Raw genomic sequence first — 24,484 nt, 5'->3', positions numbered from 1 at the left:
GAGCTGGTCGTGAGCTGATCGTGAGCCCGCCGTGAGCCGTCACCCGAAGTCCGGGGGCGGCTCACAGTCGTTTCTGGTGCTGGGTGCTGGGTGCTGGGTGCTGGGTGCTGGGTGCTGGGTGGTGTCTGCCGCGGGTCTGCTGAGGGTCTGGGGAGGAGCGTCCCTCCGTCGTGCCTCACGCCGTCATGGGCCGGTCGTACGGGCCGATCGGCGCCGCCAGGCGGGTCGCTCCGGTCAGCCACCGGTCGACCGCGGCGGCGGTCGCGCGGCCCTCGGCGATGGCCCAGACGACCAGTGACGGGCCGCGGGCCGCGTCGCCGGTCGCGAAGACCCCTGGCACCCCGGTCCCGAAGTCCGCGTCGCGGGCGAGCGTGCCGCGGCCTTCCACGCCCAGGCCCAGCTGGTCGATCAGGCCGCCCGCGGGCCGCTCGGGCCCGGTGAAACCGAGCGCGAGCAGCACCATGTCTGCGGGGAGCTCACGGCGGGTGCCGGGGCGGGGGCGGCGGTCCGCGTCCACCTCGGTCAGCTCCAGGGCGCGTACCCGGCCCGCCCCGTCACCGCCGAAGCGGAGGGTGGACGCGGCGAACAGGCGGGCGTCGGCGTCCGCCGCGGGGGCGGTGCGCAGCTCCCCCGCCTCCTCGTGCGCCCCGGAGAGGCGGTAGACCTTCGGGTACGTCGGCCAGGGCTCGGCCAGTTCGTCGCGTACGTCACCGGGGCGCTCGTAGATGTCCAGCTGGGTGACGGAGGCCGCGCCCTCACGCACCGCCGTGCCCAGGCAGTCCGCCCCGGTGTCGCCGCCGCCGACGATCACGACGTGCTTCCCCGCGGCGCACAGCGGGGAGGTGTCGAAGTCCCCCTCGCAGGCGCGGTTGGCGAGCGGGAGGTACTCCATGGCCTGGTGGATGCCGTCCAACTCCCGGCCCGGCACGTCGAGTTCGCGCCAGGCCGTGGCGCCGGTGGCGAGCACCACGGCGTCGTGCCTGGCCCGCAGCTCGGCGGCGCCGATGTCCCGCCCGACGTCGACGGACGTACGGAAGACCGTGCCCTCGTCCCGCAGTTGCGCGAGCCGCCGCTCCAGGTGGTGCTTCTCCATCTTGAACGCCGGGATCCCGTACCGCAGGAGTCCGCCGACGCGGTCGTCGCGCTCGTACACGACGACGGTGTGCCCGGCGCGCGTCAGCTGCTGTGCCGCGGCGAGCCCGGCCGGCCCGGAGCCGACGACGGCGACCGCCTTGCCGGAGTGCCGCTCGGGGACGCGGGGCGGGTTGAGGCCGTCCGCCCAGGAGCGGTCGGCGATGGCCGCCTCGACGTTCTTGATGGTCACCGCGGGCTGGTTGATCGCGAGGACGCAGCCCGCCTCGCAGGGGGCGGGGCAGAGGCGGCCGGTGAATTCCGGGAAGTTGTTCGTGGCGTGCAGCCGGTCCGCCGCGGCACGCCAGTCGGCGCGCGAGACGAGGTCGTTCCAGTCGGGGATGAGGTTGCCCAGCGGGCAGGCGTCGTGGCAGAAGGGGATGCCGCAGTCCATGCAGCGGTCGGCCTGCCGCTCGACGAGGGGCAGCAGCGCGCCGGGGACGTACACCTCGTCCCAGTCCTTGACCCGCTCGCCGACGGAGCGGCGGGGCCAGTCCTGCCGGGGGGTGGTGAGGAAGCCTCTGGGGTCGGCCATGGCCGTCTCCCTCGGGTGTTTTCTCAGGCTTTCGGCCACTGTACGACGGGCGGGCGGGGGCGGCACGCGCGCGGGGCCTGGTGGCTGGGCTGGGTGCCGGGCTCGGGTGCCGGGCTTGGCGTGCGGCTCGGGCTGGGCCCAGGGGTGGCTCGGGACTGGGTCAGGCTCAGGACCGGTTCTGGCTCAGGTCAGGGCGAGGATGAAGGACGCCGAGGCGGCCAGGGAGGCGCCGACCCGGACGTGGTTCCACATGGTCCATTCGCGGACGTACGCACGCCAGCGGTCCGCGCTCTCCGGGGCGTGGGCGTCGAGCTTGGCGAGGGCGTCGTTGCGCGGGACGTTCGCGGCGATGGTCACGCCGAACGAGCCGAGCAGGTACAGCGCGCTGCCGAGCAGCAACTCGACGGTGCCTTCGTCGGGCCAGAGCACGAACGTGACGACGGCGACGACCGCGCTGAGGCCCGCGGCGCCCATGAACACGGTCATGAACCCGGCGGTGACCGCCTTGACGTTGATCGACTGCATGGCGGCGATGCCTTGCGCCGGGGGCAGCGCGGCGAGGCCCTGCATCACGAACGTCGAGAACGCGACGAATACTCCGGCGACCAGGCCGCAGGCGAGTGCGCCCAGGACGACGAGCACGAAGTACGGTCCCTCGATCATGGCAACTCCCGCGTGGTGTAAGGCAGCCGTCAGGTGAGCGAGCCGCAGTGATCCTCCATGGCGCGGCGCCGCTCCACAAGTGAATTGCCTGGACGGGGTCCTGGGCCATACGCGGGGCGCGCGGCCCCATACGCGGGCGTCTGGCCCCTGGGCCTCGGGTGGGCCACGACACTTCCCGCCCGCTCCGCGGCGGATGGCCTCCCACCCACCCACCCGATCACCCGGCAGCGTGTCAGTCGACCGCCCTCGCCGGGGGCGCTCCTGGCCCGTCGCCGCGCGACGGATGGTCCCCTCCCGCCCGCGGCCCGATCACCCGGCTGCGGGTCAATCGACTGCCCTCCCGCCCGTTGATGCGGGGTAATCGGGTGGGTGGGTGGGAGAGATCCGCCGCGCAGCGGCGGTTCTGGGGTGGTTTCGGCACGAGAGACCTGCCGGAGACGAGGCGCAGACGGCCCTGCGGCGGTCAGACCGCCAGTTCGGCCCGTCCCGGGCGCCAAGGCCGCAGCGTGGACTCCACCGCCGGGGCTATCCGCCGACGCGCCTCCCCGCGAGGGACCCCGCTCATGAGGAGGCGGTCGTACGGCGTCTCCGTGTGCCGCACGGCAGCCACCACCGCCGCCGTCACCGCCGCGGCGGACAACGCGCGGCCCGCCGCACTCCGCCCCACCCGGCCACTGCCCCGCACCGACGCGTGCGCGGCGATCGCCCGGGCCCGCTCCTGTGGGCACCCCGGGAACAGCCGCCGTATCTCGTCCGCGAACTCCGCGGTGAAGCGGACGTCCTCCAGGGCCCGCCGCGCCGCGTCCCGCGCCCGGCGCCGCGCCCTCGCCTCCGCGTCCGCGAGGCACCGCTCCTCCGCCCGCGCGAGCGCCGCCTCCTCGACGAGGACCCCCTGCCGCTCGTACCGCCCCTGCCGTCGGTTGAGCCGGACGACCACCGCCGAGAGCCCGCTCCCCTCGCGGGCCCGCCGCGTCAGCGCGGTGTCGCCGCGCGGCAGGAAGACGAGATGGTCCAGGTCGGCGCAGTCCAGGCAGTGCGGCTCGCCCTCCTCGACGACCAGGAGGGCGAGCGGCCCGCCGCGGCATTCCGCGCAGTGGCGGCGCCGGAGGGGCTGGACGGCGAGAAGTTCTTTCCGGGCGAGGGGAGTTGCTGCCATGGGGGATTCATTCCCCGGGCGGCGGACGCGTACCACCGCGGGGGAGGGGCGCGAGGGCCCACCGCGAGGGCGGGCGGCGCCCGGCATCATGGGACGGGTGCGACTCGAAGCGATCACCTGGGACCGGCTCACGGACACCCTCGCCGACCGGCTGCTGGACCTCAAGACGGCCGACGCGAGCCCGTGGCCCCGCATCGCCTTCGACGGCGCCCCTGCGGGCAGGCCCGGCGAACTGGCGCAGGGCGTGGCCGACGCGCTGCGGGTCCGCGGACGGTCCGCGCTCGTCGTCGGCACGCACGGCTTCCTGCGCCCCGCCTCCCTCCGCCTCGAATACGGCCGCGAGGACGTGGAGGCGTACTACGGCGGCTGGTTCGACACCGGCGCGCTCTGGCGCGAGGTCTTCGGGCCGCTGGACCCGGGCGGCACGGGCCGGGTGCTCCCCGACCTCTGGGACCCGGAGGCGGACCGCGCCACGCGCAGCCCGTACGTGCAACTCCAGCCCGGAGCAATGCTGTTGCTGCACGGCCCCTTGCTGCTAGGCCACTGGTTCCCCTTCGACCTCACGGTCCACACCAGCCTCTCGCCGGGCGCCCTGCGCCGACGTACGCCCGAGAAGGAGCGATGGACCCTGCCGGCCTTCGAGCGCTACGAGGCGGAGGCGGACCCGGCGTCGGTCGCCGACGTCGTCGTCCGCGCGGACGACCCACGGCACCCGGCGTGGAGCGGCTGGCGACACCGCGAGGGCGCCTGAACACGAGGTTTCCTGAGCGCGAGGGCGCCTGAGTCCGCGACGCAAGATGTCGAGGAGATCCGAGCGGAGCAGAGATGCGAGCAGTGCAGAGATCCGAGCCGAGCAGAGATCCGAGCCGAGGAAAACGAGAAAGCCCTTTTATATGCACGTGCATGTAGTTAGAGTCTGGGCATGGCAACGACGGCGCTCCACTTCAGCGAATCGGTCCGCACTCTCCTCGACGGCAAGAACTTCGCCAGCATCGCGACGCTCGGCCCCGACGGCTCACCCCAGAACTCGGTCGTGTGGATCAAACGGGAGGGCGACACCGTCCTGTTCTCGTCCACGGCCCGGCGGCAGAAGGTCCGCAACCTCGAACGCGACCCGCGTATCAGCGTCTCGGTCTTCGACCTGGCCAATCCGTACACCTCGACGGAGATCCGAGGCGTCGCCGAGATCCTCCCCGACCCGCAGAAGCGGCTTCCGCACGAGCTTTCGCACAAGTACCTGGGCATCGACCCGCCCGGCGAGAAGGACGAGGAGGCCCGGGTGATCATCAGGGTGACCCCGGAGAAGGTGATCGGCTTCTCTGCCTGAGAACCCCGGTCCCTCTGTCCGGGCCTCCTGTCCTCCCGGCTCGGCGTGCGGACCTCCGGGGGCGCGGCGAGAATGAGGGGCGCCGGGACTAGCGGTGCCTCCGCGCCGCGCCGGCCGCCCGGCACCGGGAGGTACTTCATGACCACCGCCGGAGACATCATGCACCGCGGCGCCCAGTGGATCCCCGCACACGAGACCCTGGACCGCGCCGCACAACTGATGCGTCAGCTCGACGTGGGCGCCCTGCCCATCAGCGACCAGAACGAGCGCTTGTGCGGCATCCTCACCGACCGCGACATCGTCGTCGGCTGTGTGGCCATGGGGCACGACCCGTCCCGGGTGACCGCGGGCGACATGGCCAAGGGGACGCCGCGCTGGATCGACTCGGGCGCGGGCGTCGACGAGGTGCTCCAGGAGATGAAGACCAGCCAGATCCGCAGACTCCCGGTCATCGAGAACAAGCGCCTCGTCGGCATGATCAGCGAGGCCGACCTCGCCACGCACCTCACCGACGACCAGCTCGCGGGCTGGGTCGAAAGCGTGTACGCGAAAAACTGACCGCCGCACCCGCCGCACCCGCCGCGCCCGCCGAACCTTCCGGTGGCCCCGGGGAGGGCTCATCCCCTGACGGGAGGGCCGCGCCCCGGACGAGAGGGTCTACCTCTTGGCTCCGGCTCCGCCCCTGGCCTTGGCGGCCACCGAGAACGTCCCCTCGTCCGTGACCCCGTAGATCACGCCCTTCAGCGCGAGCGGGGCCGTCCCGCTCGGCGAGCGGTCGTCGACCGATCCGCCCTTGGGATCCTCGGGGTCCGTGAAGGAGGGAGCCGAACGCCACCGCTCCCTGCCGGTCCGGGTGTCGACGGCGATAACGCTGCTGTCGGGCATCGTGGCGTACAGGGTGTCGCCGCGCACCGACGGCTCGCTGAAGATCCGCAGCTCGCGGGAGGTCGTCCAGAGCGGCTTGCCGCGCTTGAGGTCGAGCGCGAGCACGGTCTCGTTGGCGTAGTCGAAGAGGTACATGGCGTCGCCGCGCACCAGCGGCGGCGCCTCGGGCTCCACGGCCCACGGGAAGTCGATGCCGCGCACCTTTCCCGAGGTCAGGTCCTGGATGAAGAAGCGCGACGAGACACCCGAGCCGTCCTCCCAGCGCGCGAAGTACCCCTTGCCCTCGTGCACCGTGGCCAGCCACAGGTCACCCTTGGGCGCCTTCGTCGCGCCCAGCTTCCGGCCGCTTCGCGCGTCGTAGCGGGCTATCTCCGACGATCCGGGTGCGCCTTTGCGCCCGGCGAGACGCAGATCGGCGAAGAGCGTTCCGTCCGGGCCCGCGTAGAACGCGCCCGCCGCATCGCTCGTCACCTCGTGGCTCCACAGCTCCCTGCCGGACCGCGGGTCGTACGCCGCGTACGTCGACGTGGGCGAGGCGCCCAACTCGCCCTTGTGCACGACCAGTACCCCGCTCAGGAACTGGAACTCCGCGTGCGGCCCGGGCAGTCGCCACAGCCTCTTGCCGCTCCGCGCGTCGTACGCGTCGACGCCTCCGGAGCCCTCCGCGCTGTACACGAACACCGCGCCGGCGCCCAGGACGGGATCGGTGACCGAGTAGCCGGAGACCTGCTTCGGGCGGTGCAGCGGCTTCGTCCAGCTGACCTTGCCCGTCAGGGGATCGCGGCGGGTGAGCGCGGTGGTGGGCGACGAGCAGTAGACGCCCTGGGCGTGCGGAGTGCAGGACTCCGACGAGGGCATCATGCCGTCCTCGTCCTTCTGGGCGGCGACGTGCCACGGCTTCCACCCGGCGGGGACCCCTGCCTTCGCGTCCCCGGCCTCCGCGGTGGCGGGTTCCGTGCCTCCCAGGAACGCCGCCGAGACTCCTGTCCCGATCAAGGCCGCCAGCGCGACGGCGCCCACAAGGGCCACCTTGAACCGGCGGCCTCGCCGCGGCCGTCGGGCCGTGGCCGCCGTCGACAGGGCGAAGGTCGCGTCGCCCGTACGCTCGCGCGGCTCGGACGTCGCGTCGCCCGTACGCTCGCGTGGCTCCGACGGCGTATCCGCGTCCGGCGCGGTGTGCGAGGGTGCGTCCGGCAGCGAGCCCGACCGGGCCTCCGACGGGGCGTCCGGCAGCGCGGCCAGCACGCCGAGGACCTGTACGGGAGTGGGCCGGTCCTGCGGCGACTTGGCCAGGCAAGACATCACCAGCGGGCGCAACTCCTCGGGCAGCGAGCCCAGTTCGGGGTCGTTGTGCACGGTCTGGTAGGCGGCGAGGTAGGCGTTCTCCGCCTCGAACGGGCTGCGCCCCGTGGCCGCGTACACCAGGAGGGCGCCCAGCGCGAAGACGTCGACCGGCGGCCCCACGTCACGTGGGCTGCTGAACTGCTCCGGCGCCATGAACGGCGGCGAGCCCATCACCAGGCCGGTCTGCGTCCGTACGTCGCTGTGCGCGGCGCGGGAGATGCCGAAGTCGATGACGCGCGTCATGCCGCCGTCACCACCACCGCTGCCGTCGTCGCCGCCCGTGCCGCCGGGGGAGTCGAGCAGCAGGACGTTGCTCGGCTTCAGGTCGCGGTGCACCACCTCGGCGCGGTGGATCTCGCGCAGGGCTTCGGCCAGTTCGCCGCCGAGCCGCTTCAGTCGCGGCCAGTCCAGCGGGCCCTGGGCGGCGACGCGCTGGGCGAGGGTGTCGCCGGGGACGTACGCCGTGGCCATCCAGGGCAGCGCGGCCTCCGGATCGGCGTCCACGACGGGCGCGGTGAAGGCGCCGCTGACCCGGCGTGCGGCCGCGACCTCCTGGCGGAACCGGGCGCGGAACTCGGGGTCGTCCGCGTACTGCGTGTGGACCACCTTGACCGCGACCGCGCGGCCCGAGGCCGAGCGGGCGAGGTAGACGACGCCCATGCCTCCGGTGCCGATCCGCGATTCGATCCGATAACCGCCGATCGACTCCGGATCGTCCTCGCGCAGAGGCATCGGTCACCGTCCCCCGGGTTCTTCCGTCGATGGTCGTGATGGTTGAAATGGTTGTGATGGTCATGCCGGTTGGCATGACCCGTACAGCCTAGAGCCAGCCGTTGCGGCGGAAGCCGCGGTAGAGCGTGAAACAGATGGTGGCGATGACGCCGATCACCAGTCCGTACCCGTACTTCCAGTGCAGCTCGGGCATGTGGTCGAAGTTCATTCCGTACAGACCGCAGACCATCGTCGGCACGGCGATCACGGCGGCCCAGGCGGTGATCTTGCGCATGTCCTCGTTCTGCGCGACCGTCACTTGGGCGAGATGGGCCTGGAGGATGGAGTTCAGGAGTTCGTCGAAGGCTGAGATCTGCTCGGTGACCCGCTTGAGGTGGTCGTCGACGTCCCGGAAATAGGCCTGTATCTCCGGGGCGATCACCCGCATCGGCTGGGTGGAGAGGATCTGCAACGGACGGCCGAGCGGCACCACGGCCCGCTTCAGCTCCAGCAGTTCGCGCTTGAGCTGGTAGATGCGGCCGGGGTCGGCGCGCTCTCCTTCCTTGGAGAACACGTCCATCTCCACCTGGTCGATGTCGGCCTGCACCGCGTCCGTCACCACGAGATAGTCGTCCACCACGTGGTCCGCCAAGGCGTGCAGGACCGCTGCGGGGCCCTGGGCGAGCTGCTCGGGCGAGGATTCGAGCTCCTCGCGCAGCGGGCCGAGCGAGCCGTGGCGGCCGTGCCGCACGGTGATGACGAACTCCTTGCCGACGAAGACCATGATCTCGCCGGTGTCCACCACCTCGCTGGTCGCGGTGAGTTCGGCGTGCTCCACGTAGCAAACGGTCTTGAAGACGGCGAACAGCGTGTCGTCGTAACGCTCCACCTTCGGCCGCTGGTGGGCGTGGACCGCGTCCTCCACGGCGAGCGGATGCAGGTCGAAGAGCTCGGCGATGCCCGCGAACTCGTCCTGCGTCGGCTCGTGCAGCCCCAGCCAGACGAAGCCGTCGCCGCTCTTGCGGACGCGCTCGACCTCCTCGACGAGGTCGCGGCCGCCGTCCTGGCGCACTCCGTGCCGGTACGTCACGCACTTGACCACCGCCGAGCCCAGGGGGGAGCGGGCGGGGTGGCTCAGGTCGACGCGGTGGTGCTTGCGCACGAACTGGGCGACCCGCGCGACTCTCCGCAGGCCGCCTACCTTGCGGAGGTTCCCTACCTTTCGCAGGTTGCCTGCCATCGACATGCCTGGCTCCTCGTTCTGGTGACGTGACGTGCCAGTGTGCCAGGACGAGCCGTCATCACGATCGGAGCCTGGGGGAACGGACGACTCCACTCCGGGCCTTCGGGGCTGCCTCCCCGGGGCAAGCCCGGCCATCGTGATAATCGACGTATGACGCTCATCGATGGCCATATGACCGGTAATCGGAATCGGCACGCGGAGGGGGCGGGTGCGGGGCAGCGCTCCGAGGCCTTCGCCGCGCTCTTCGACCCCACGACCTTCCGGCACATCGAGCGGCTCGGGATCGGGCCGGGGTGGCGGTGCTGGGAGGTCGGCGCGGGGGGCTTCTCCGTCGTCTCCTGGCTCGCGAAGCGGGTGGGGCCCACCGGGCGGGTCCTCGCCACGGACACGGACCTCTCCTGGCAGACGTCGGCGGCCCGGCCGCCGGTGGAGGTGCGTACGCATGACGTGGGGGTGGAGGGGCCGCCGCCCGGCGGGGGCTTCGACCTCGTGCACGCGCGGCTGGTCCTCGGGCGGGTGGCGGACCAGGAGGTGGCGTTGCGCTCGATGATCCGGCCGCTGCGGCCCGGGGGGCGGCTGCTGATCGAGGAGGCGGATCCCGCGTTGCAGCCGCTGGCCTGTCCCGACGAGTACGGGCCCGCGCAGCGCTTGGCGAACCGGCTGCGGGGCGCGCTGCTGGCGCAGGCGGGCGCCGATCTCTCGTACGGGCGCGGGTTGCCGCGGCTGCTGCGTGAGGCGGGCCTGTGCCAGGTGGGGGCCGACGCGTACTTCCCGCTGTCATCGCCCGCCTGCGCGGCCCTGGAGACGGCCACGATCCAGCAGTCCCGCGCGGCGCTGGTGGCCACCGGGGCGGCCACGGACGCGGACATCGCGGAACACCTGGCGAACATCACCGCGGCCCCCTTGGACCTGGCGACCTCCCCCCTGATCTCAACCTGGGCCCGCAAGCCGTAAGCCCCCTCCGGGCAACCAGGAAAGGCACGACCTACGACGCGCCCACCCCGCACACCCGCGGTCGGCGGAGTGCCCGAGGCGACATGTCGGTATGTCCACCCGGGAGCACGGCGCGCAGCCCTCGCCCGCCGCAGCAGCAACTGCTCACTCGGCCCGCGCCAGCGAGAACGGACGTACCGGCGCGGGTCCGACCCCGAGCCGACCGGCACCGACGTGGCACGCGTCCGCAGTCGGTGGACTAGGTGAGGGGACGTGTCGGTATGTCTGCCCGGAGCACGGTGCGCAGCCCTCGCCCGCCGCAGTAGCCGGGCGTTCGGACCGTGCTGGCGAGGACGGACATACCGGCGCGGCCCCGCCCCTAAGACGGCCGATGCCGACGCCGCACGCGTCCGCAGTCGGCGACGCGCGGGAAGGACCTGGCGGCGTACCCCGGCCAGGGCGCCCGCAACGTACGGCGACTTCTCAGCCGTGCCTGAGCCGGACGGCACGCCACTACGCGCGCACCCCTATCGCGCCACCGCGCGCGTAGCGGCGTGGCCGAACCCCCGCCCGGCGGACGCCTCCTTCCGCGCCCTCGCCGCCGCCAACTGCCCAGCCCCACCCTCCCCCCGAGCAGTGGTCGGGCCCTCACCAGTTCAGCCGCCCTCGCCCCCGCCTACGCCCAGCCCCCGCTCCGCGAACCAGAAGTTGCGGTCGTAGAACTGCCTCGCCCCCGCCTACGCGCAGCCCCCGCCCTCCCCGAGCAGCGGCCGGCCCCCACCAGTTCGACCGCCCTCCCCAAGCAGCAGCCCGTCGCGCGGCCCCGCCCTACCCCAACACCGGCCGACCCCCCACCAGTTCAACCGCCCTCGCCCCCGCCCCGCACCCCTCCGCCGCAGCCTCGCAGAGATCCGTTCCCGTCAGGGTTGCGGCCAGGAACGCTCCCGTGAACGCGTCGCCCGCTCCCGTCGAGTCCCGTGGGGTGGCCGGCAGGGCCGGGATCTCGGCCCGTACCTCACCGGCCCGCACGACCAGTGCCCCCGCGGCGCCCCGCTTCACCACCACCGAGGGAAACCGCCCGCTCAACTTCACGGCCGCCTCCGTCAAGCCGGCCAGATCCCCTACCTCGGGCGCCCCCGCCAGCACCCGCACCTCACCCTCGCTGGGCAGCAGCACGCCCACCCCCTCCACCCCCGCCAGAAACCGCTCCACGCCCAGCTCGACGAGGAACCCCGCCGAAGCCGGATCCACGCTCACCGGCACCCCACGCGCGCGTGCCTGCGCCAACGCCAGCTCGGCCAGCGCCCTGCTCGACTCCGCGAAGAACAAATACCCCGACAGATGCAGCCACCCCACCCCGTCCAGGAGCGCCGGAGACCAGTCCGCGGGGGACAGCCGCAGGGACGCGCCACTGTCCGTCAGAAACGTGCGCTCGGCCCCGCCACCCCCGTCGACCAGGCAGATCACGGTCCCCGTGGGCGCCTCGTGGTCCACCACGAGGCGCGCCCGCACCCCCGCCCGCGTGAGCGCCTCCTCGTGCCAGGCCACGGAATCCGCCCCCACCCGCCCCAGGAACCGCACGTCACGACAGCCCCAGGCAGCGGCCCAGCAGGCCACGTTGGCACCCGCCCCACCCGGCACCGTACGGATCGCCGCAGCCGTGTCCGTGCCCGCGGCGAGCGGCGCGGCATGCCGGGCGACGATGTCCGTGACGACGTCCCCGACGACCAGCAGCGCCCCACCCCGCCCCGAGGTCACCGCTCCGTCCACGCGGCCCCCGCCCTCCCGCCCCGCCAGGACGTCACCGCCCCGCCCACGCCGCCGCGATCCGCCCCGCGAGCCGTACATTGCCCCGCACCGCCGCGAGGTTGGCGGCCAGCGAGGCGCCGTCCGTGCGCCGCACCAGCTGGTCCAGGAGGAACGGCGTGACCGCCTGCCCGGTGATGCCCCGTTCGGCGCACGCCGCCAACGCCTCGGCGAGCACGCGCGCGTGGAGCGCGGGATCGAGCTGCTCGGAGCGCGGCACGGGGTTCGCGACGAGCAGCGCCGACTCCGGACCGCCCACCGCGTCCTGCGCCCGCATCACCGCCGCGACCTCCGCCGGCGTCCGCAGCGTCCAGTCCACCGGATGCCCGGAGTCCGTGAGGTAGAAGCCGGGGAAGCGGTCCGTCCCGTACCCCGCCACCGCCACGCCCAGCGTCTCCAGGCGTTGCAGCGTCGCCGCCACGTCCAGGATCGACTTCACCCCCGCGCAGACCACCGTGATGCGCGTCCGCGCGAGCAGCCCCAGGTCGGCGGACTCGTCCTGGGTCTGCGCCCACTCCCGGTGCACCCCGCCGAGCCCGCCCGTGGCGAACACCCGTACGCCTGCCCGCGCGGCCAGCAGCGCCGTCGCGGACACCGTCGTGGCCCCGCTCGCGCCCGCCGCCACCGCGAGCGCCACATCGCGGTGGCCCAGTTTGCGGATACCGTCCTCGTTGGCGACCCGCTCCAACTGTTCCTTGTCCAGGCCGACATGGGGACGCCCGTCCAGCACGGCGATCGTCGCAGGGACGGCGCCCTCCTCCCGCACGACCTCTTCGAGTTCCCGCGCGACCCGCAGATTGCGCGGGCGCGGCAGCCCGTGGGCGATGATCGTGGACTCCAGGGCGACAACGGGCCGCCCGTCCGTCACAGCCGTCTGCACCTCGTCGGACACCACCAGCACGGGCCTGCCTCCTGCCTGTCGGGTCTCCCCTCATCCCTGGCGGTCGGCGCGCCCCGCCAAACCCTTGCGGCGCCGGGTGGTGGACAGCAGCCTGGGGGCATGACGGACAACACGACACGTCTCGACCACGTCGTCCTGTGGGTACGCGACCCCGTGGCGGCGGCGTCCGGTTTCTACGAGAAGGTGCTGGGCTTCCGAGCCCTGCGCGTCGACGAGTTCACCGCGGGCAAGGTCTCCTTCCCCTCCGTGCGGCTCAACGAAGAGACCATCTTCGACCTCGCCCCGCTCACGCTCGCCGAGCGCATGGACGTCGTGCCGGGCGCGGCCCAGAGCGCGGGCCACCCGGTCAACCACGTCTGCCTCGCCTTGGCGGTCGCCGACTTCGACGCGTTGCGGGTCCGCCTGGAGGAGCACGGGACGCCGGTGTCGGACATCGCGCACCACGCGTTCGGCGCCCGCGGCGAAGCCGCCCGCAGCTTCTACTTCCGCGACCCGGACGGGAACATCTTCGAAGCGCGGCACTACGAGGAGGAGGGCCGGGACGGGGCGTAGGGGAGCGGGGGCGGCGACGGGGCCGGGGACGCGGACGGAGACGGGGACGGGGACGGGGACGGGAGAGGTGACCCCCGGCCGAGGTGCTCGGAACGCCCGGCTAGGGTGACCGGCCATGACCACGAATGATCAGTCTGCCGCCCACCAGCCGGTCGCGTCTTTCGCCGTGCACATCCCGGACGTCGACCTGGAGGCCGAGCCCCTCGACCCCGAGCAGATCGTCTCGGGCACCCCGGAGGTCACCGGCAAGGTCCTGTGGGAGTCGCCCGACGGCAAGCAGCTGCGCGGCATCTGGCAGATCACGCCCGGCGTGGTCACCGACACCGAGGCGAACGAGCTCTTCGTGGTCGTCAGCGGGCGCGCCACGATCAAGGTCGAGGGCGGCGACGTGATCGAGGTCGGCCCCGGCGACGCGGCGTTCCTGCGCGAGGGCGACCGTACGACGTGGACCGTCCACGAGACGCTGCGCAAGGCGTACCACATCACGCTGGCCTGATCCCCGCCTCCGCCTCCGCCCCCGCCTCCGCCCCCGCCTACGCTCCCGCCGGGGGTGACGCCTCGGGGCCTTCCCCTCCCCGGGGTGCGGCCTCAGGCCTTCTTGACCGTGACCGCCCTGCGCAGCGCCAGCGCCGCAAGCGGCAGCAGGAGGCAGACGCCGATGAGGTTGAGCCAGCCGTAGCTCGCCCGCGCGACGATCAGACCGGCCGCCGCGCCGCCGATGCCCGCCGCCGTGTTCATGGTCAGGTCCGAGAGACCCTGTACGGCGGCCCGGGCCGGCTGCGGCACCGAATCGGTGAGCAGCGCGGATCCCGCGACCAGGCCCGCGGACCAGCCGAGGCCGAGCACGAAGAGTCCGGCGGCGGTCTGGCCGTGGCTGGGCCCCGCCGTACCGGCCAGCAGCGCGGCACAGCACAGCAGCCCGACGGCGAGGCCGATCACCGAGAGCCGTCCGAAGCGGTCGGCGAGCCAGCCCATCAGCGGCGACAGCGCGTACATGCCCGCGATGTGGCCGCTGATGACCAGGCCGACCAGTTGCAGGCTCGCCCCGTGGTGCCCCAGGTCGACCGGGGTCATGACCATGATCGAGACCATCACCGTGTGCGAGGCGGCCACCGTCACCAGCGCGAGCCGGGCCATCGGCGACGCGGCCACCGCGGCGACCCCGGCCCGCAGCGAGCGGCTCTGCGCGGAGTGGTTCTCGTGCGGGGCCAGCGCGCGGGCGGTGAGCAGCGGATCGGGGCGCAGCAGCACCGCCACCACGAGCCCGGCGACGCCGAAGATCCCGGCGGCGAAGAGGAAGGGCCCCGCGGACTCGGGTATGGACGTGCCGGCGAAGGCCCTGCTGGTGGGCGCCGCGATGTTGGGACCGAGCACCGAGCCGATGGTGGTGGCCCAGATGACCAGGGAGATGGCCCGCCCGCGCCGCTCGGGCTCGGCGAGGTCGGCCGCCGCGAAGCGGGCCTGGAGATTGGCCGACGAACCGGCCCCGAAGCCCGCCATCCCGAGCAGCAGCAGGGGGAAGCTGTCGACGACCGCGGCAAGGACCACGAGTCCCGCCCCGAGCGCGCCGATCAGGTAGGCGAGGACGAGCCCCGGCCGCCGCCCGCGTGACGTCATCAGGGCGGCGAGCGGCAGCGAGAGCAGGGCCGTGCCGGCCACGGACGCGGTGGGCGCCAGGCCGGAGAGCGCCTCCGTCCCGCTCACCTCGGTGGCCAGCATCGGCGCGAGGGCGATGCCGATCGGCACTCCGAGCCCGCCCAGGATCTGGCTGGCGACCAGCACCGCGGTGGTACGGCGGCGCAGGCCCGGCAGAGCCTCGGGCGTGGGTATGTCAGGAGCGTCGACGGTCGAAGTCACTGACGCAGTGTGCCAGCAGGCCCGCACACGGGAAACACGGATGTCACACACACGAGAGGAAGCCGCGACCCGCCTGCGGACGGCAGGGAATGCGGCCCGCCTTGCGTGCGACGGGGAATGCGGCCCGCGTGCGTACGACGCGGAGTGCGAACCGCCGCGTACGGCGGGAAAGGCGAACTGCCCTACGTACGAGGGAAGTGCGGACCGCCTATGCGTGCGGGAGACGCAAACCGCCTACGCATCCGGAAGAGGCCGGCCGCCTACGCATGCGGGACGCGGGGATCGCCCAGGTGCGCGAGATACGCGGATCGCCCGGGTACACGGGACGTGCGGATCGCCCAGTTACGCCGCAGACGCGGATTACCCAGGCACGCGAGACACGCGGCCCGCGCAGGCACGCGTCAGTCCGGATGCCACCGCTCACCTCAGAACAACGGCTCCGGCAGTACGCCCTCCAGGGCGAGAAGTCGTCGCTTGGTCTCGACGCCGCCGCCGAAACCGCCGATGCCGCCGTCCCGCTCGACCACGCGGTGGCACGGCACCACGACCGGGAGCGGGTTCGCCCCCATCGCCATGCCGACCGCCTGGGCCGCGCCGGGCTGGCCCACGCGGCGGGCCAGATCTCCGTACCCCACGACGGCGCCGTACGGAACGGTGGTCAGTTCGCGCAGGACCTGGCGGTTGAAGCCGGAGATCAGCGACCAGTCGAGCGGCAGGTCGAAGTCGTGCCGCTCGCCCGTGAAGTACGCGGCGAGCTGGCGTATGGGCTCGGCGAGGAGCGGCGATCCCGGTGCCTCGACCGGCTCGGCCCCCAGCCGGGAGCCGAGTCGCTCGATCACCTGCTCGCGCACCGCGTCCGTGGCGTGGAAGGCGACGCTCACCAGGCCCTCGTCGGTCGCGGCGAGCAGCAGCGGGCCGATGTCGCTCGCGACGACGGCCCACACCACCTGCCGCCGGCCCTCCTGACCCGGCCGGTCCTGTCCGGCTCGCCCCTCGGCCTGCTCCGCGCTCTGCCCCTCGGTCTGCCCCTCGGCGTTCATGGGGACCACCGTACGACCGGGCACTGACAACGGACCCGGCCGAGCAGGCCGGAGCAGGCCGGAGCAGGGCGCCGAGCCGCTCACCGGGCCCGCCGGGCCTCCGCGCGGCTAGCCGGAGACGGCCTTGCGCACGACGTCGGGCGTGTTCGTGATGATGCCGTCGACCCCGAAGCCCGCCACCTTCCGCGCGTTCACCGCGTCGTTCACGGTCCACGTGAAGATCTCCAGGCGCTTGCGGTGCGGCCCCTTGTTGGCGTGGATCGCGGCGACGTACTCACGGGAGATGGAGCCGTGCGTCGAGTTGATCTGGTCGGCGAACTTGGCGTACTCGGGCAGATCCGCGACCGCGGGCGTGCCGAGGAAGCCGGTCTTCACGTCGGGACGCAGCTGGTGGACCTTCTTGACGCTGTCCGCGCTGAAGCTCTGGATGACGAGCTTGCTCTTGACGTGGTGCCGGTCGAGCCAGCCCGTCTTGCGCAGGACGTCGAGGCCCTGCTTCTCGATGCCCGGGTAGAGCTCGGGCTTCTTGAACTCGAAGACGAGCTTCTGGTGGTTGCGCGAGACGCGGTTCATGTACTGCTTCAGGGTCGGCACCCGCTGGCCCGCGTACTTCGGGTCGAACCAGCTGCCCGCGTCCAGCCTGGCGATCTCCGCCGCGGTGAAGTCCGCGACCTTCCACGGCGCGCGGTCCGGGAAGAGCTGCTCGACGTTCGTCGTCCGCTTCAGGTTGTCGTCGTGCATGATCACGAGCTCGCCGTCCTTGGTGCGCTGGACGTCGTTCTCGACCCAGCGGAACCCCATGTCAGCCGCCTTGTCGATGGCTGCGAAAGTGTTCTCGGGCGCATAGGCCGAAGCGCCCCGGTGCGCGACGACCAGTGGCCTGTCGTGCGAGAGGGGCGTCCGGGTGGACGTCTGCGCCGACTTCTGGTCGGCGGCGTGAGCGGTGGCGGAAGGAAGAGCGAGTGCACCGGCTCCAAGAAGAGCGGCGGTGGTGGCAGCGGCAACGCGTGCGTACAACGGTGTCTCCTCGTGCTCTGCGGGCACTGACCGGATGAGAGTGACAGTCCACGGCCAACGCGAGACAGGTGCAGGATGGCCACAGGTTGAACGGAGACAACCGGGTTTCTTTCCCGGAAAATCGTTCGCAAGTTCCGGAGTGAGCTTTACTCTCTGCGTCAGCCCACGGCCTGTCAGTGCAGGGGCGGCTGGGGCCACTTGGGGCAATCCCGGGCATTTGGACACAACAGGCGGAAGGGCTACCGCTCATGCAGGGCACGGTCGACGGTTTCAGCTATGGACTTGTCACGCCGGTGGCGGCTTACCTCATGGCGTGTCTCGGCGGAGCGCTCGGCCTGCGGTGCACCACCAGGTCGCTCCTCGTCGCGCACTCCTGGCGGCCCGGCTGGCTCGCACTCGGGTCGGCGGCCATCGGCTCCGGCATATGGACGATGCACTTCATCGCGATGATGGGCTTCAGCGTCGATGAGGCCCCGATCCACTACGACAAGGCGCTGACCTTCGCGAGCCTCGCCGTCGCCATCGTCATGGTCGGCATCGGGATCTTCATCGTGGGCTACCGCGGCGCGACCGGGACGGCGCTGTTCACCGGGGGCACGATCACCGGCCTGGGCGTCGCCTCGATGCACTATCTGGGAATGGCCGGTATGCGTCTGCGCGGGACGCTGGAGTACAACACCCTCACGGTCTCCGCGTCCGTCGTGATCGCCGTCGTCGCCGCCAGCGCGGCCCTGTGGGCCGCCGCGCAGGTCAGGGGATTCCTCTGGAGCCTGGGCGCGAGCCTCGTCATGGGGCTCGCCGTCAGCGGCATGCACTACACCGGGATGGCCGCCCTCAGCGTCCATCTGCACGGCTCGTCGTCGGAGCCGCCCACGGCGGGCGACTCGCCCGCCGAGCTGCTCGCGCCCATGATGATCGGCCCGCTGGCCTTCCTGCTGCTCGCGGGGGTGATCGTGATGTTCGACCCGCTGATGGTGATGGGCAAGGCCGACCTGGAGCGTGCCGCACAGGGGCAGCGCGCCCCCTATCCCGTGCCGCGCTCGGGCGACCGCCACGCCCCGCGGGCGGGCCGCAGGCCCCCGCAGCGCCCCGGCCCGAAGACCCCGCAGAGCTGGTGATCCGACGCCGTTGTCAGTGCGGGGTCGTACGGTTGGTTCCATGCGGCCCGTATCCAAGATCGAACGCACGGTGGCGCCCTTCGAGGTCGTCAGCAACTACACGCCAAGCGGCGACCAGCCGGCGGCCATCGCCGACCTGGAGCGGCGTATCCGCGCAGGTGAGAAGGATGTCGTCCTGCTCGGCGCGACCGGCACCGGAAAGTCGGCCACCACCGCGTGGATGATCGAGAAGCTTCAGCGCCCCACCCTGGTGATGGCGCCGAACAAGACGCTCGCCGCCCAGCTGGCCAACGAATTCCGAGAGCTCCTCCCGAACAACGCGGTGGAGTACTTCGTCTCGTACTACGACTACTACCAGCCCGAGGCGTACGTCCCCCAGTCGGACACGTACATCGAGAAGGACTCCTCGATCAACGAGGAGGTCGAGCGCCTGCGCCACTCCGCGACGAACTCGCTGCTCACCCGGCGTGACGTGATCGTGGTCGCCTCCGTCTCCTGCATCTACGGCCTCGGCACCCCGCAGGAGTACGTCGATCGGATGGTCTCGCTCAAGGTCGGCGACGAGATCGACCGGGACCAGCTCCTGCGCCGCTTCGTCGACATCCAGTACACCCGGAACGACATGGCCTTCGCCCGCGGCACCTTCCGGGTCCGCGGCGACACCATCGAGATCTTCCCGGTCTACGAGGAGCTGGCCGTCCGCATCGAGATGTTCGGCGACGAGATCGAGGCGCTCTCCACCCTGCACCCGCTCACCGGCGAGGTCATCAGCGACGACGACCACCTGTACGTCTTCCCGGCCTCGCACTACGTGGCCGGCCCCGAGCGCCTGGAGAAGGCGGTCACCGGCATCGAGAAGGAGCTCGCCGAGCGCCTCGCCGAGCTGGAGAAGCAGGGCAAGATGCTGGAGGCCCAGCGCCTGCGCATGCGCACGACGTACGACCTGGAGATGCTCCGCCAGATCGGCTCCTGCTCCGGCGTCGAGAACTACTCCATGCACTTCGACGACCGCGAGCCCGGCTCCGCGCCGAACACCCTCATCGACTACTTCCCGGAGGACTTCCTCCTGGTCATCGACGAGTCGCACGTCACGGTCCCGCAGATCGGCGCGATGTACGAGGGCGACGCGTCCCGCAAGCGCACCCTGGTGGACCACGGCTTCCGGCTGCCCTCCGCCCTGGACAACCGCCCGCTGAAGTGGGAGGAATTCCTCGGCCGCATCGGCCAGACCGTCTACCTCTCGGCGACCCCCGGGAAGTACGAGCTCTCGCGCGGCGACGGCTTCGTCGAGCAGATCATCCGCCCCACCGGCCTGATCGACCCGGAGGTCGTGGTCAAGCCCACGGAGGGCCAGATCGACGACCTGGTGCACGAGATCCGCACCCGCACCGAGAAGGACGAGCGCGTCCTGGTCACCACGCTCACCAAGAAGATGGCCGAGGACCTCACCGACTACTTCCTCGAGCTGGGCATCCAGGTCCGCTACCTCCACAGCGACGTCGACACCCTGCGCCGCGTCGAGCTCCTGCGCGAACTGCGCGCCGGTGAGTACGACGTCCTGGTCGGCATCAACCTCCTGCGCGAGGGGCTGGACCTACCCGAGGTCTCCCTGGTGTCGATCCTCGACGCCGACAAGCAGGGCTTCCTGCGCTCGGGCACTTCCTTGATCCAGACGATCGGCCGAGCGGCCCGGAACGTCTCCGGCCAGGTCCATATGTACGCGGACAAGGTCACCCCCGCGATGGAGCAGGCCATCGAGGAGACGAACCGCCGCCGCGAGAAGCAGATCGCGTACAACAAGGAGAAGGGGATCGACCCCCAGCCGCTGCGCAAGAAGATCAACGACATCGTGTCGGCGATCGCGCGCGAGGAGGTCGACACGGAGCAGCTCCTCGGCACGGACTACCGCAAGTCGAAGGGCGCCGACGCCACGGCCGCCAAGGCCCCGGTGCCCGCGCTCGGCGGCAAGGCGGCCAAGGCCAAGGGCAAGGCCGCCGAAAAGGTCCCCACGAACCGCCCCGCGGCCGAGCTGGCCGAGCAGATCGAGGAGATGACCGCGCGGATGCGCGCGGCCGCCGCGGACCTCCAGTTCGAGATCGCCGCACGCCTGCGTGACGAGGTGTCAGAGATGAAGAAGGAGCTCAGGCAGATGAGGGAGGCGGGGCAGGCGTAGGCGTACTGCCTGGTGTGTTGCAAGACCGACACAAAGTGCTTCCCGCGCTACGGCACCGTCAGTGCCTCTGCATAGGGTGCTGGGCAACCGCACAGACCGGCGGTTGCCCAGGCAGTTCGAGAGGGGACAGCGCGTGACGGTCAACATGACCAAGGGTCAGGCCATCAGCCTGCAGAAGGACGACGGGGGAGCCCTGACCGCGGTGCGCATGGGGCTCGGCTGGCAAGCGGCCCCCAGGCGGGGCCTGTTCGGCACGCGCACGCGTGAGGTCGACCTGGACGCGTCGGCGGTCCTGTTCGCCGACAAGCAGCCGGTGGACGTCGTGTTCTTCCGTCATCTCGTCAGCGACGACGGCTCCGTGCGCCACACCGGCGACAACCTGGTCGGCGGGGTCGGCCAGGGCGGGGACGACGAGGCGATCCTCGTCGACCTCCAGCGCGTCCCGGTCCACATCGACCAGATCGTCTTCACGGTGAACTCGTTCACGGGCCAGACGTTCCAGGAAGTGCAGAACGCGTTCTGCCGCCTGGTCGACGAGACCAACGGCCAGGAGCTCGCCCGGTACACGCTCGACGGCGGCGGTCAGTACACCGCGCAGATCATGGCGAAGGTCCACCGCGCGGGCGCGGGCTGGCAGATGACGGCCATCGGCAATCCCGCCAACGGCCGCACGTTCCAGGACCTGATGCCGTCGATCCTGCCGCAGCTGTAGCCGCGCGGCACCACAAGCACCGAGGGCACGAGGGGGACGAAGGCGATGACGGCCGAGCTGGTCCGGGGGCAGAACCACCCGCTTCCCGAGACCCGTCTGGAGATCCGGGTCTCGGTCGGCAAGCCGATCGTGGCGGGGGTCACGCTCAGCGACGACCAGGGCAAGGTGCGCGGCACGGACTGGGTGGCCCACCCCGGCTCGCCCACGCTGCCGGGCCTGGAAGTGCCCCGGCAGGCCGCCGCCGACCACCGCCTCGCGGTGGACCTCGGCGCGGTGCCCGAAGCGGTGCACCGGGTCAACGTCCTCCTCGCGCTGCCCGTCGGCGTCGGGGGACCGGTCAGCTTCGGCTCCCTCGCCGCCCCCTTCGTCGCCGTCACCGGGCTCGACGGCTCCGAGGTCGCCAGCTACACCATCACCGACCTGGACGCCGAGTCCGCCGTCGTCGCCCTGGAGCTCTACCGCAGGCAGGACGCCTGGAAGGTCCGCGCGGTCGGCCAGGGGTACGCGGGCGGCCTGGCCGCCATGCTCACCGACCAGGGCCTGCCGCAGGCCCGCGAGCTGGCGGGCACGATCAACGAAGCGGTGGCCCAGGGTCTGGCCCGCTCGGTGGCAGCGCCCCCGCCCCGCCCCTCGGACGAGGCCCGCGTCCGCACGGCCGGTCAGCCCGCCGCTTCCGGACCGGGCGCCCCCGGCCCCGGGACCCCGGGCCCGGACGGTGCCGCCGCCCCGCAGCCCGCCCCCGCGCCGCACCAGCCCACGGGTGACCCGAGCCCCGCCACCGGCGGCCCGGTCAACTACACCCACCCCAGCCGCCAGACCAGCGCACCGCCGCCGCCCCCGCCGACCGCCGCGCCGGCCGAGCCGGGCAAGGCCGCCCAGCCCGTGGCGGGCGACGCGACCGGCTGGTCCATGGAGGAGCGCCTCTACAACCAGGTGTGGGGCATGTTCGAGGACCTGGCCCGCACCACGGCCGCGTACCGCAGCGCCGTCGACTTCGCCGAGTCGCGCATGGACCAGGAGCTCGACAAGGTCCTCTCCGACCCGCGCAGCCGCATCGGCAACACCGGGGACCTCGCCCGCGAGGCCGCCCGCGCCAAGCACGGCCTCCTCGTCGACCAGGCCAGGGCCGCCCTCGACCGCGACCTGGGCCAGCTCGCCGCCGAGTCCGATGTCGTCGAGCCCGCGCTGCCCCTGGCGTACGCGGGCTGGGACAGCCCCGTCTGGCACGCCTACCGCACGCCCATGGAGATCCCCATGGCCCTGCGCCTGGGCGACCTCCATCTGCCCGAGCGCCCCGACCTGCACATCCCGATGCTGGTCCGGCTGCCCCTGGAGCGCGGCCTGTGGATCGACAGCGGCCGCTCCTCGGGCACGGACTCCCTGGCCGACACCGACCAGCTGCGCCGCCTCGCCCTGGACAGCGCGGTCGCGCACGCCGCGCGGCTGCTCGCGGTCTATCCCGCGGGCGAGTTCTCGGTGCACGTCATCGACGCGGCGGGATCGGCGGCCGCCGCGCTCACCCCGCTGACGGCCGCCGGAGTGCTCGCCGGGCCGCCGGCCACGGGCGCGGCGGGCGTCTCCGCCCTGCTCGCCAAGCTCACCCAGCGCGTGGACCTCGTCCAGATGGCGATCCGCGCGGGCGCCGCCGACGCGCTGCCGCCGGACCTGGACACCGCCGAGCAGCTCCTGATCGTCAACGACTTCCCGCACGGCTTCGACGACCGCGCCGTCACCCAGCTCCGCTATCTCGCGGACGAGGGCCCGGCGGTCGGCGTCCACCTGATGATGGTCGCCGACCGTGAGGACGCCGCGGAGTACGGCCCGCTGCTCGACCCGCTCTGGCGTGCGCTCCTGCGTCTGACCCCGGTGGCCGACGATCACCTCGCCGATCCCTGGGTCGGCCACGCCTGGACGTACGAACCGCCGATGGTGCCGCGCGGCAGCCGGGTGCTCCAGCAGGTTCTCGACCGGGTCGCGCACGCCCGGCGCACGGGCGGCCGCTGACCCGCCGCTGTCCGCGGGCGGTCGCTGACCCGCCGCTGTCCCACGGATGGCCGCTGACCCGCCGCTGACTCGCCGCTGTCCCGCGGACGGCCCGGGAAGCCATCCGGGCCACTGACGGTAAAGCGACTTTTGACCCCGCCTGACCTGGCCTTTTGGCTCTTGTTTGCCATCCCCTTTACTAAGTCTTGGTGTTTCGCGTACTCTTCTTGCAGCGGAGGGGAGTACTCCCGAACGCGACGTGCCCGTCAATACGGATCGCCATCGATCCCGGGGCGTCGGCCCGCGGGGCGGTGAGCCGCCTCGGGTGGAAGAGACCTCCGGCAGCGACGACGCTGATCAGTAGCCGTACGACGCCGGAGGCGCAGTGGACGTTTCAATGACCCTTTGGGTACTGACCATTATTGGTCTGTGTGCCCTGATCGCGGTCGACTTCTTCATCGGACGCAAGCCGCATGACGTGTCGATCAAGGAAGCCGGAATCTGGACGGTCGTCTGGATCGTGCTGGCCGCGCTCTTCGGAGTGGGCCTGGTGATCTGGGGCGGCGGACAGGCGGGCGGCGAGTTCTTCGCGGGCTTCATCACCGAGAAGTCGCTCAGTGTCGACAACCTCTTCGTCTTCATCCTGATCATGGCGAAGTTCTCGGTCCCCAGCCATCTCCAGCAGCGGGTGCTGCTGTTCGGTGTGCTGATCGCGCTCGTCCTGCGAGCGATCTTCATCGCCGCCGGCGCCGCGGTGATCGCCAACTTCTCCTGGGTCTTCTACATCTTCGGTGCGTTCCTGATCTACACCGCCTGGAAGCTCATCCAGGAGGCGCGCTCCGGTGACGAGGAAGAGGAGTGGGAGGAGAACCGCCTCCTGAAGGCCGCGGAGCGGAAGTTCGGCGTCGCCGACCGGTACCACGGCACGAAGCTGTTCATCCAGAAGAACGGCAAGAAGATCATGACGCCCCTCATGGTCGTCATGCTCGCCATCGGCACCACCGACGTGCTCTTCGCGATGGACTCGATCCCCGCGATCTTCGGCCTCACCCAGGACCCGTACATCGTCTTCACGGCGAACGCCTTCGCCCTGATGGGTCTGCGCCAGCTGTACTTCCTCATCGGCGGACTGCTCAAGAAGCTGGTCCACCTCAGCTACGGCCTCTCGGTCATCCTGGGCTTCATCGGCGTGAAGCTGGTGCTGCACGCCCTGCACGAGAACGGCGTGCACGTCCCGGAGATCTCCATCCCGGTCTCGCTCGGCGTCATCTGCGGTGTCCTGGTGATCACGACGATCACCAGCCTCATGGCCACCAAGAAGCAGGCGAAGAAGGAAGCCGCGGAGAAGGCGGCCGACGAGACTCCCAAGGACAGCATCGGAGCCTGACGGCGCCGGT

General features: G+C 71.9%; 21 protein-coding genes. 11 read left to right on the top strand and 10 right to left on the bottom strand.

All coding sequences use genetic code 11. The features are described 5' to 3' along the window. Positions 1-175: 175 nt before the first annotated feature. The 3 genes from QBL25_RS12425 to QBL25_RS12415 all read right to left on the bottom strand — a co-directional run bounded on the left by QBL25_RS12425 (position 176) and on the right by QBL25_RS12415 (position 3,485). Positions 176-1,666 (bottom strand): glutamate synthase subunit beta, encoded by a 1,491-nt coding sequence (locus QBL25_RS12425; protein WP_409057094.1) that lies wholly within the window; start codon positions 1,664-1,666, stop codon positions 176-178. Positions 1,667-1,849: 183 nt separating this feature from the next. Further along, positions 1,850-2,329, bottom strand: a complete 480-nt coding sequence (locus QBL25_RS12420; protein WP_409057093.1) for a DUF1772 domain-containing protein — start codon at positions 2,327-2,329, stop codon at positions 1,850-1,852. A 463-nt stretch (positions 2,330-2,792) separates the two neighbouring features. Beyond that, entirely contained in the window at positions 2,793-3,485 is a 693-nt protein-coding gene (locus tag QBL25_RS12415) for a DUF2293 domain-containing protein (protein WP_409057092.1), read from the bottom strand. A gap of 88 nt (positions 3,486-3,573) precedes the next feature. On the opposite strand from QBL25_RS12415, the gene QBL25_RS12410 reads away from it, so the two are divergent. The 3 genes from QBL25_RS12410 to QBL25_RS12400 all read left to right on the top strand — a co-directional run bounded on the left by QBL25_RS12410 (position 3,574) and on the right by QBL25_RS12400 (position 5,370). Further along, positions 3,574-4,236, top strand: a complete 663-nt coding sequence (locus tag QBL25_RS12410) for a uridine kinase (protein WP_409057091.1) — start codon at positions 3,574-3,576, stop codon at positions 4,234-4,236. Between the two features lie 171 nt (positions 4,237-4,407). Then, positions 4,408-4,812 carry a PPOX class F420-dependent oxidoreductase gene (locus QBL25_RS12405; protein ID WP_409057090.1) on the top strand — a complete coding sequence of 135 codons (405 nt, stop codon included), beginning with the start codon at positions 4,408-4,410 and terminating at the stop codon, positions 4,810-4,812. A 138-nt stretch (positions 4,813-4,950) separates the two neighbouring features. Beyond that, on the top strand, positions 4,951-5,370 hold the full coding sequence (locus tag QBL25_RS12400; RefSeq protein WP_409057089.1) for a CBS domain-containing protein: 420 nt from the start codon (positions 4,951-4,953) through the stop codon (positions 5,368-5,370). A 99-nt stretch (positions 5,371-5,469) separates the two neighbouring features. Here QBL25_RS12400 and QBL25_RS12395 read toward each other — a convergent pair whose 3' ends face one another. After that, the gene (locus tag QBL25_RS12395) at positions 5,470-7,773 is read right to left on the bottom strand and encodes a protein kinase domain-containing protein (protein WP_409057088.1); all 2,304 of its coding nucleotides are present in this window, start codon (positions 7,771-7,773) and stop codon (positions 5,470-5,472) included. A gap of 88 nt (positions 7,774-7,861) precedes the next feature. Next, positions 7,862-8,998 carry a magnesium/cobalt transporter CorA gene (gene corA, locus QBL25_RS12390; RefSeq protein ID WP_409057087.1) on the bottom strand — a complete coding sequence of 379 codons (1,137 nt, stop codon included), beginning with the start codon at positions 8,996-8,998 and terminating at the stop codon, positions 7,862-7,864. Positions 8,999-9,145: 147 nt separating this feature from the next. On the opposite strand from corA, the gene QBL25_RS12385 reads away from it, so the two are divergent. After that, positions 9,146-9,949, top strand: coding sequence for a methyltransferase domain-containing protein (locus QBL25_RS12385; RefSeq protein WP_409057086.1), 804 nt, complete (start codon positions 9,146-9,148; stop codon positions 9,947-9,949). A gap of 807 nt (positions 9,950-10,756) precedes the next feature. Here QBL25_RS12385 and QBL25_RS12380 read toward each other — a convergent pair. Together QBL25_RS12380 and QBL25_RS12375 are read right to left on the bottom strand one after the other, a co-directional pair. Then, positions 10,757-11,698 (bottom strand): carbohydrate kinase family protein, encoded by a 942-nt coding sequence (locus QBL25_RS12380; protein ID WP_409057085.1) that lies wholly within the window; start codon positions 11,696-11,698, stop codon positions 10,757-10,759. A gap of 31 nt (positions 11,699-11,729) precedes the next feature. Further along, positions 11,730-12,635, bottom strand: coding sequence for a pseudouridine-5'-phosphate glycosidase (locus QBL25_RS12375; RefSeq protein WP_409057084.1), 906 nt, complete (start codon positions 12,633-12,635; stop codon positions 11,730-11,732). A 99-nt stretch (positions 12,636-12,734) separates the two neighbouring features. On the opposite strand from QBL25_RS12375, the gene QBL25_RS12370 reads away from it, so the two are divergent. Continuing rightward, entirely contained in the window at positions 12,735-13,187 is a 453-nt protein-coding gene (locus QBL25_RS12370) for a VOC family protein (protein ID WP_409057083.1), read from the top strand. Between the two features lie 115 nt (positions 13,188-13,302). Then, positions 13,303-13,683, top strand: coding sequence for a cupin domain-containing protein (locus tag QBL25_RS12365; protein ID WP_409057082.1), 381 nt, complete (start codon positions 13,303-13,305; stop codon positions 13,681-13,683). Between the two features lie 92 nt (positions 13,684-13,775). Here the strand turns inward: QBL25_RS12365 and QBL25_RS12360 are convergent, their stop codons facing one another. The 3 genes from QBL25_RS12360 to QBL25_RS12350 form a co-directional block, all read right to left on the bottom strand. After that, on the bottom strand, positions 13,776-15,044 hold the full coding sequence (locus QBL25_RS12360) for an MFS transporter (RefSeq protein WP_409057081.1): 1,269 nt from the start codon (positions 15,042-15,044) through the stop codon (positions 13,776-13,778). Between the two features lie 425 nt (positions 15,045-15,469). Next, a complete protein-coding gene (locus QBL25_RS12355) occupies positions 15,470-16,084 on the bottom strand; it encodes a methylated-DNA--[protein]-cysteine S-methyltransferase (RefSeq protein WP_409057080.1) in 615 nt (204 codons plus the stop codon). A 108-nt stretch (positions 16,085-16,192) separates the two neighbouring features. Next, positions 16,193-17,101: a glycerophosphodiester phosphodiesterase gene (locus QBL25_RS12350; protein ID WP_409057079.1), complete on the bottom strand. Its 909-nt coding sequence runs from the start codon at positions 17,099-17,101 to the stop codon at positions 16,193-16,195. A gap of 248 nt (positions 17,102-17,349) precedes the next feature. On the opposite strand from QBL25_RS12350, the gene QBL25_RS12345 reads away from it, so the two are divergent. From QBL25_RS12345 to QBL25_RS12325, 5 genes are all read left to right on the top strand, one after another. Then, a complete protein-coding gene (locus QBL25_RS12345; protein ID WP_409057078.1) occupies positions 17,350-18,219 on the top strand; it encodes an MHYT domain-containing protein in 870 nt (289 codons plus the stop codon). Positions 18,220-18,259: 40 nt separating this feature from the next. Beyond that, the gene (gene uvrB / locus QBL25_RS12340; protein ID WP_409057077.1) at positions 18,260-20,392 is read left to right on the top strand and encodes an excinuclease ABC subunit UvrB; all 2,133 of its coding nucleotides are present in this window, start codon (positions 18,260-18,262) and stop codon (positions 20,390-20,392) included. 133 nt (positions 20,393-20,525) lie between these two features. After that, positions 20,526-21,104: a TerD family protein gene (locus QBL25_RS12335; RefSeq protein WP_409057076.1), complete on the top strand. Its 579-nt coding sequence runs from the start codon at positions 20,526-20,528 to the stop codon at positions 21,102-21,104. A 45-nt stretch (positions 21,105-21,149) separates the two neighbouring features. Then, entirely contained in the window at positions 21,150-23,108 is a 1,959-nt protein-coding gene (locus tag QBL25_RS12330; RefSeq protein WP_409057075.1) for a TerD family protein, read from the top strand. Positions 23,109-23,484: 376 nt separating this feature from the next. After that, the gene (locus QBL25_RS12325) at positions 23,485-24,474 is read left to right on the top strand and encodes a TerC family protein (RefSeq protein WP_409057074.1); all 990 of its coding nucleotides are present in this window, start codon (positions 23,485-23,487) and stop codon (positions 24,472-24,474) included. Positions 24,475-24,484 lie beyond the last annotated feature (10 nt).

This window comes from Streptomyces sp. SYP-A7185 (assembly GCF_046103685.1).
Taxonomy (GTDB): Bacteria; Actinomycetota; Actinomycetes; order Streptomycetales; family Streptomycetaceae; genus Streptomyces.
This window is presented reverse-complemented; position numbering and strand designations above follow the sequence as displayed.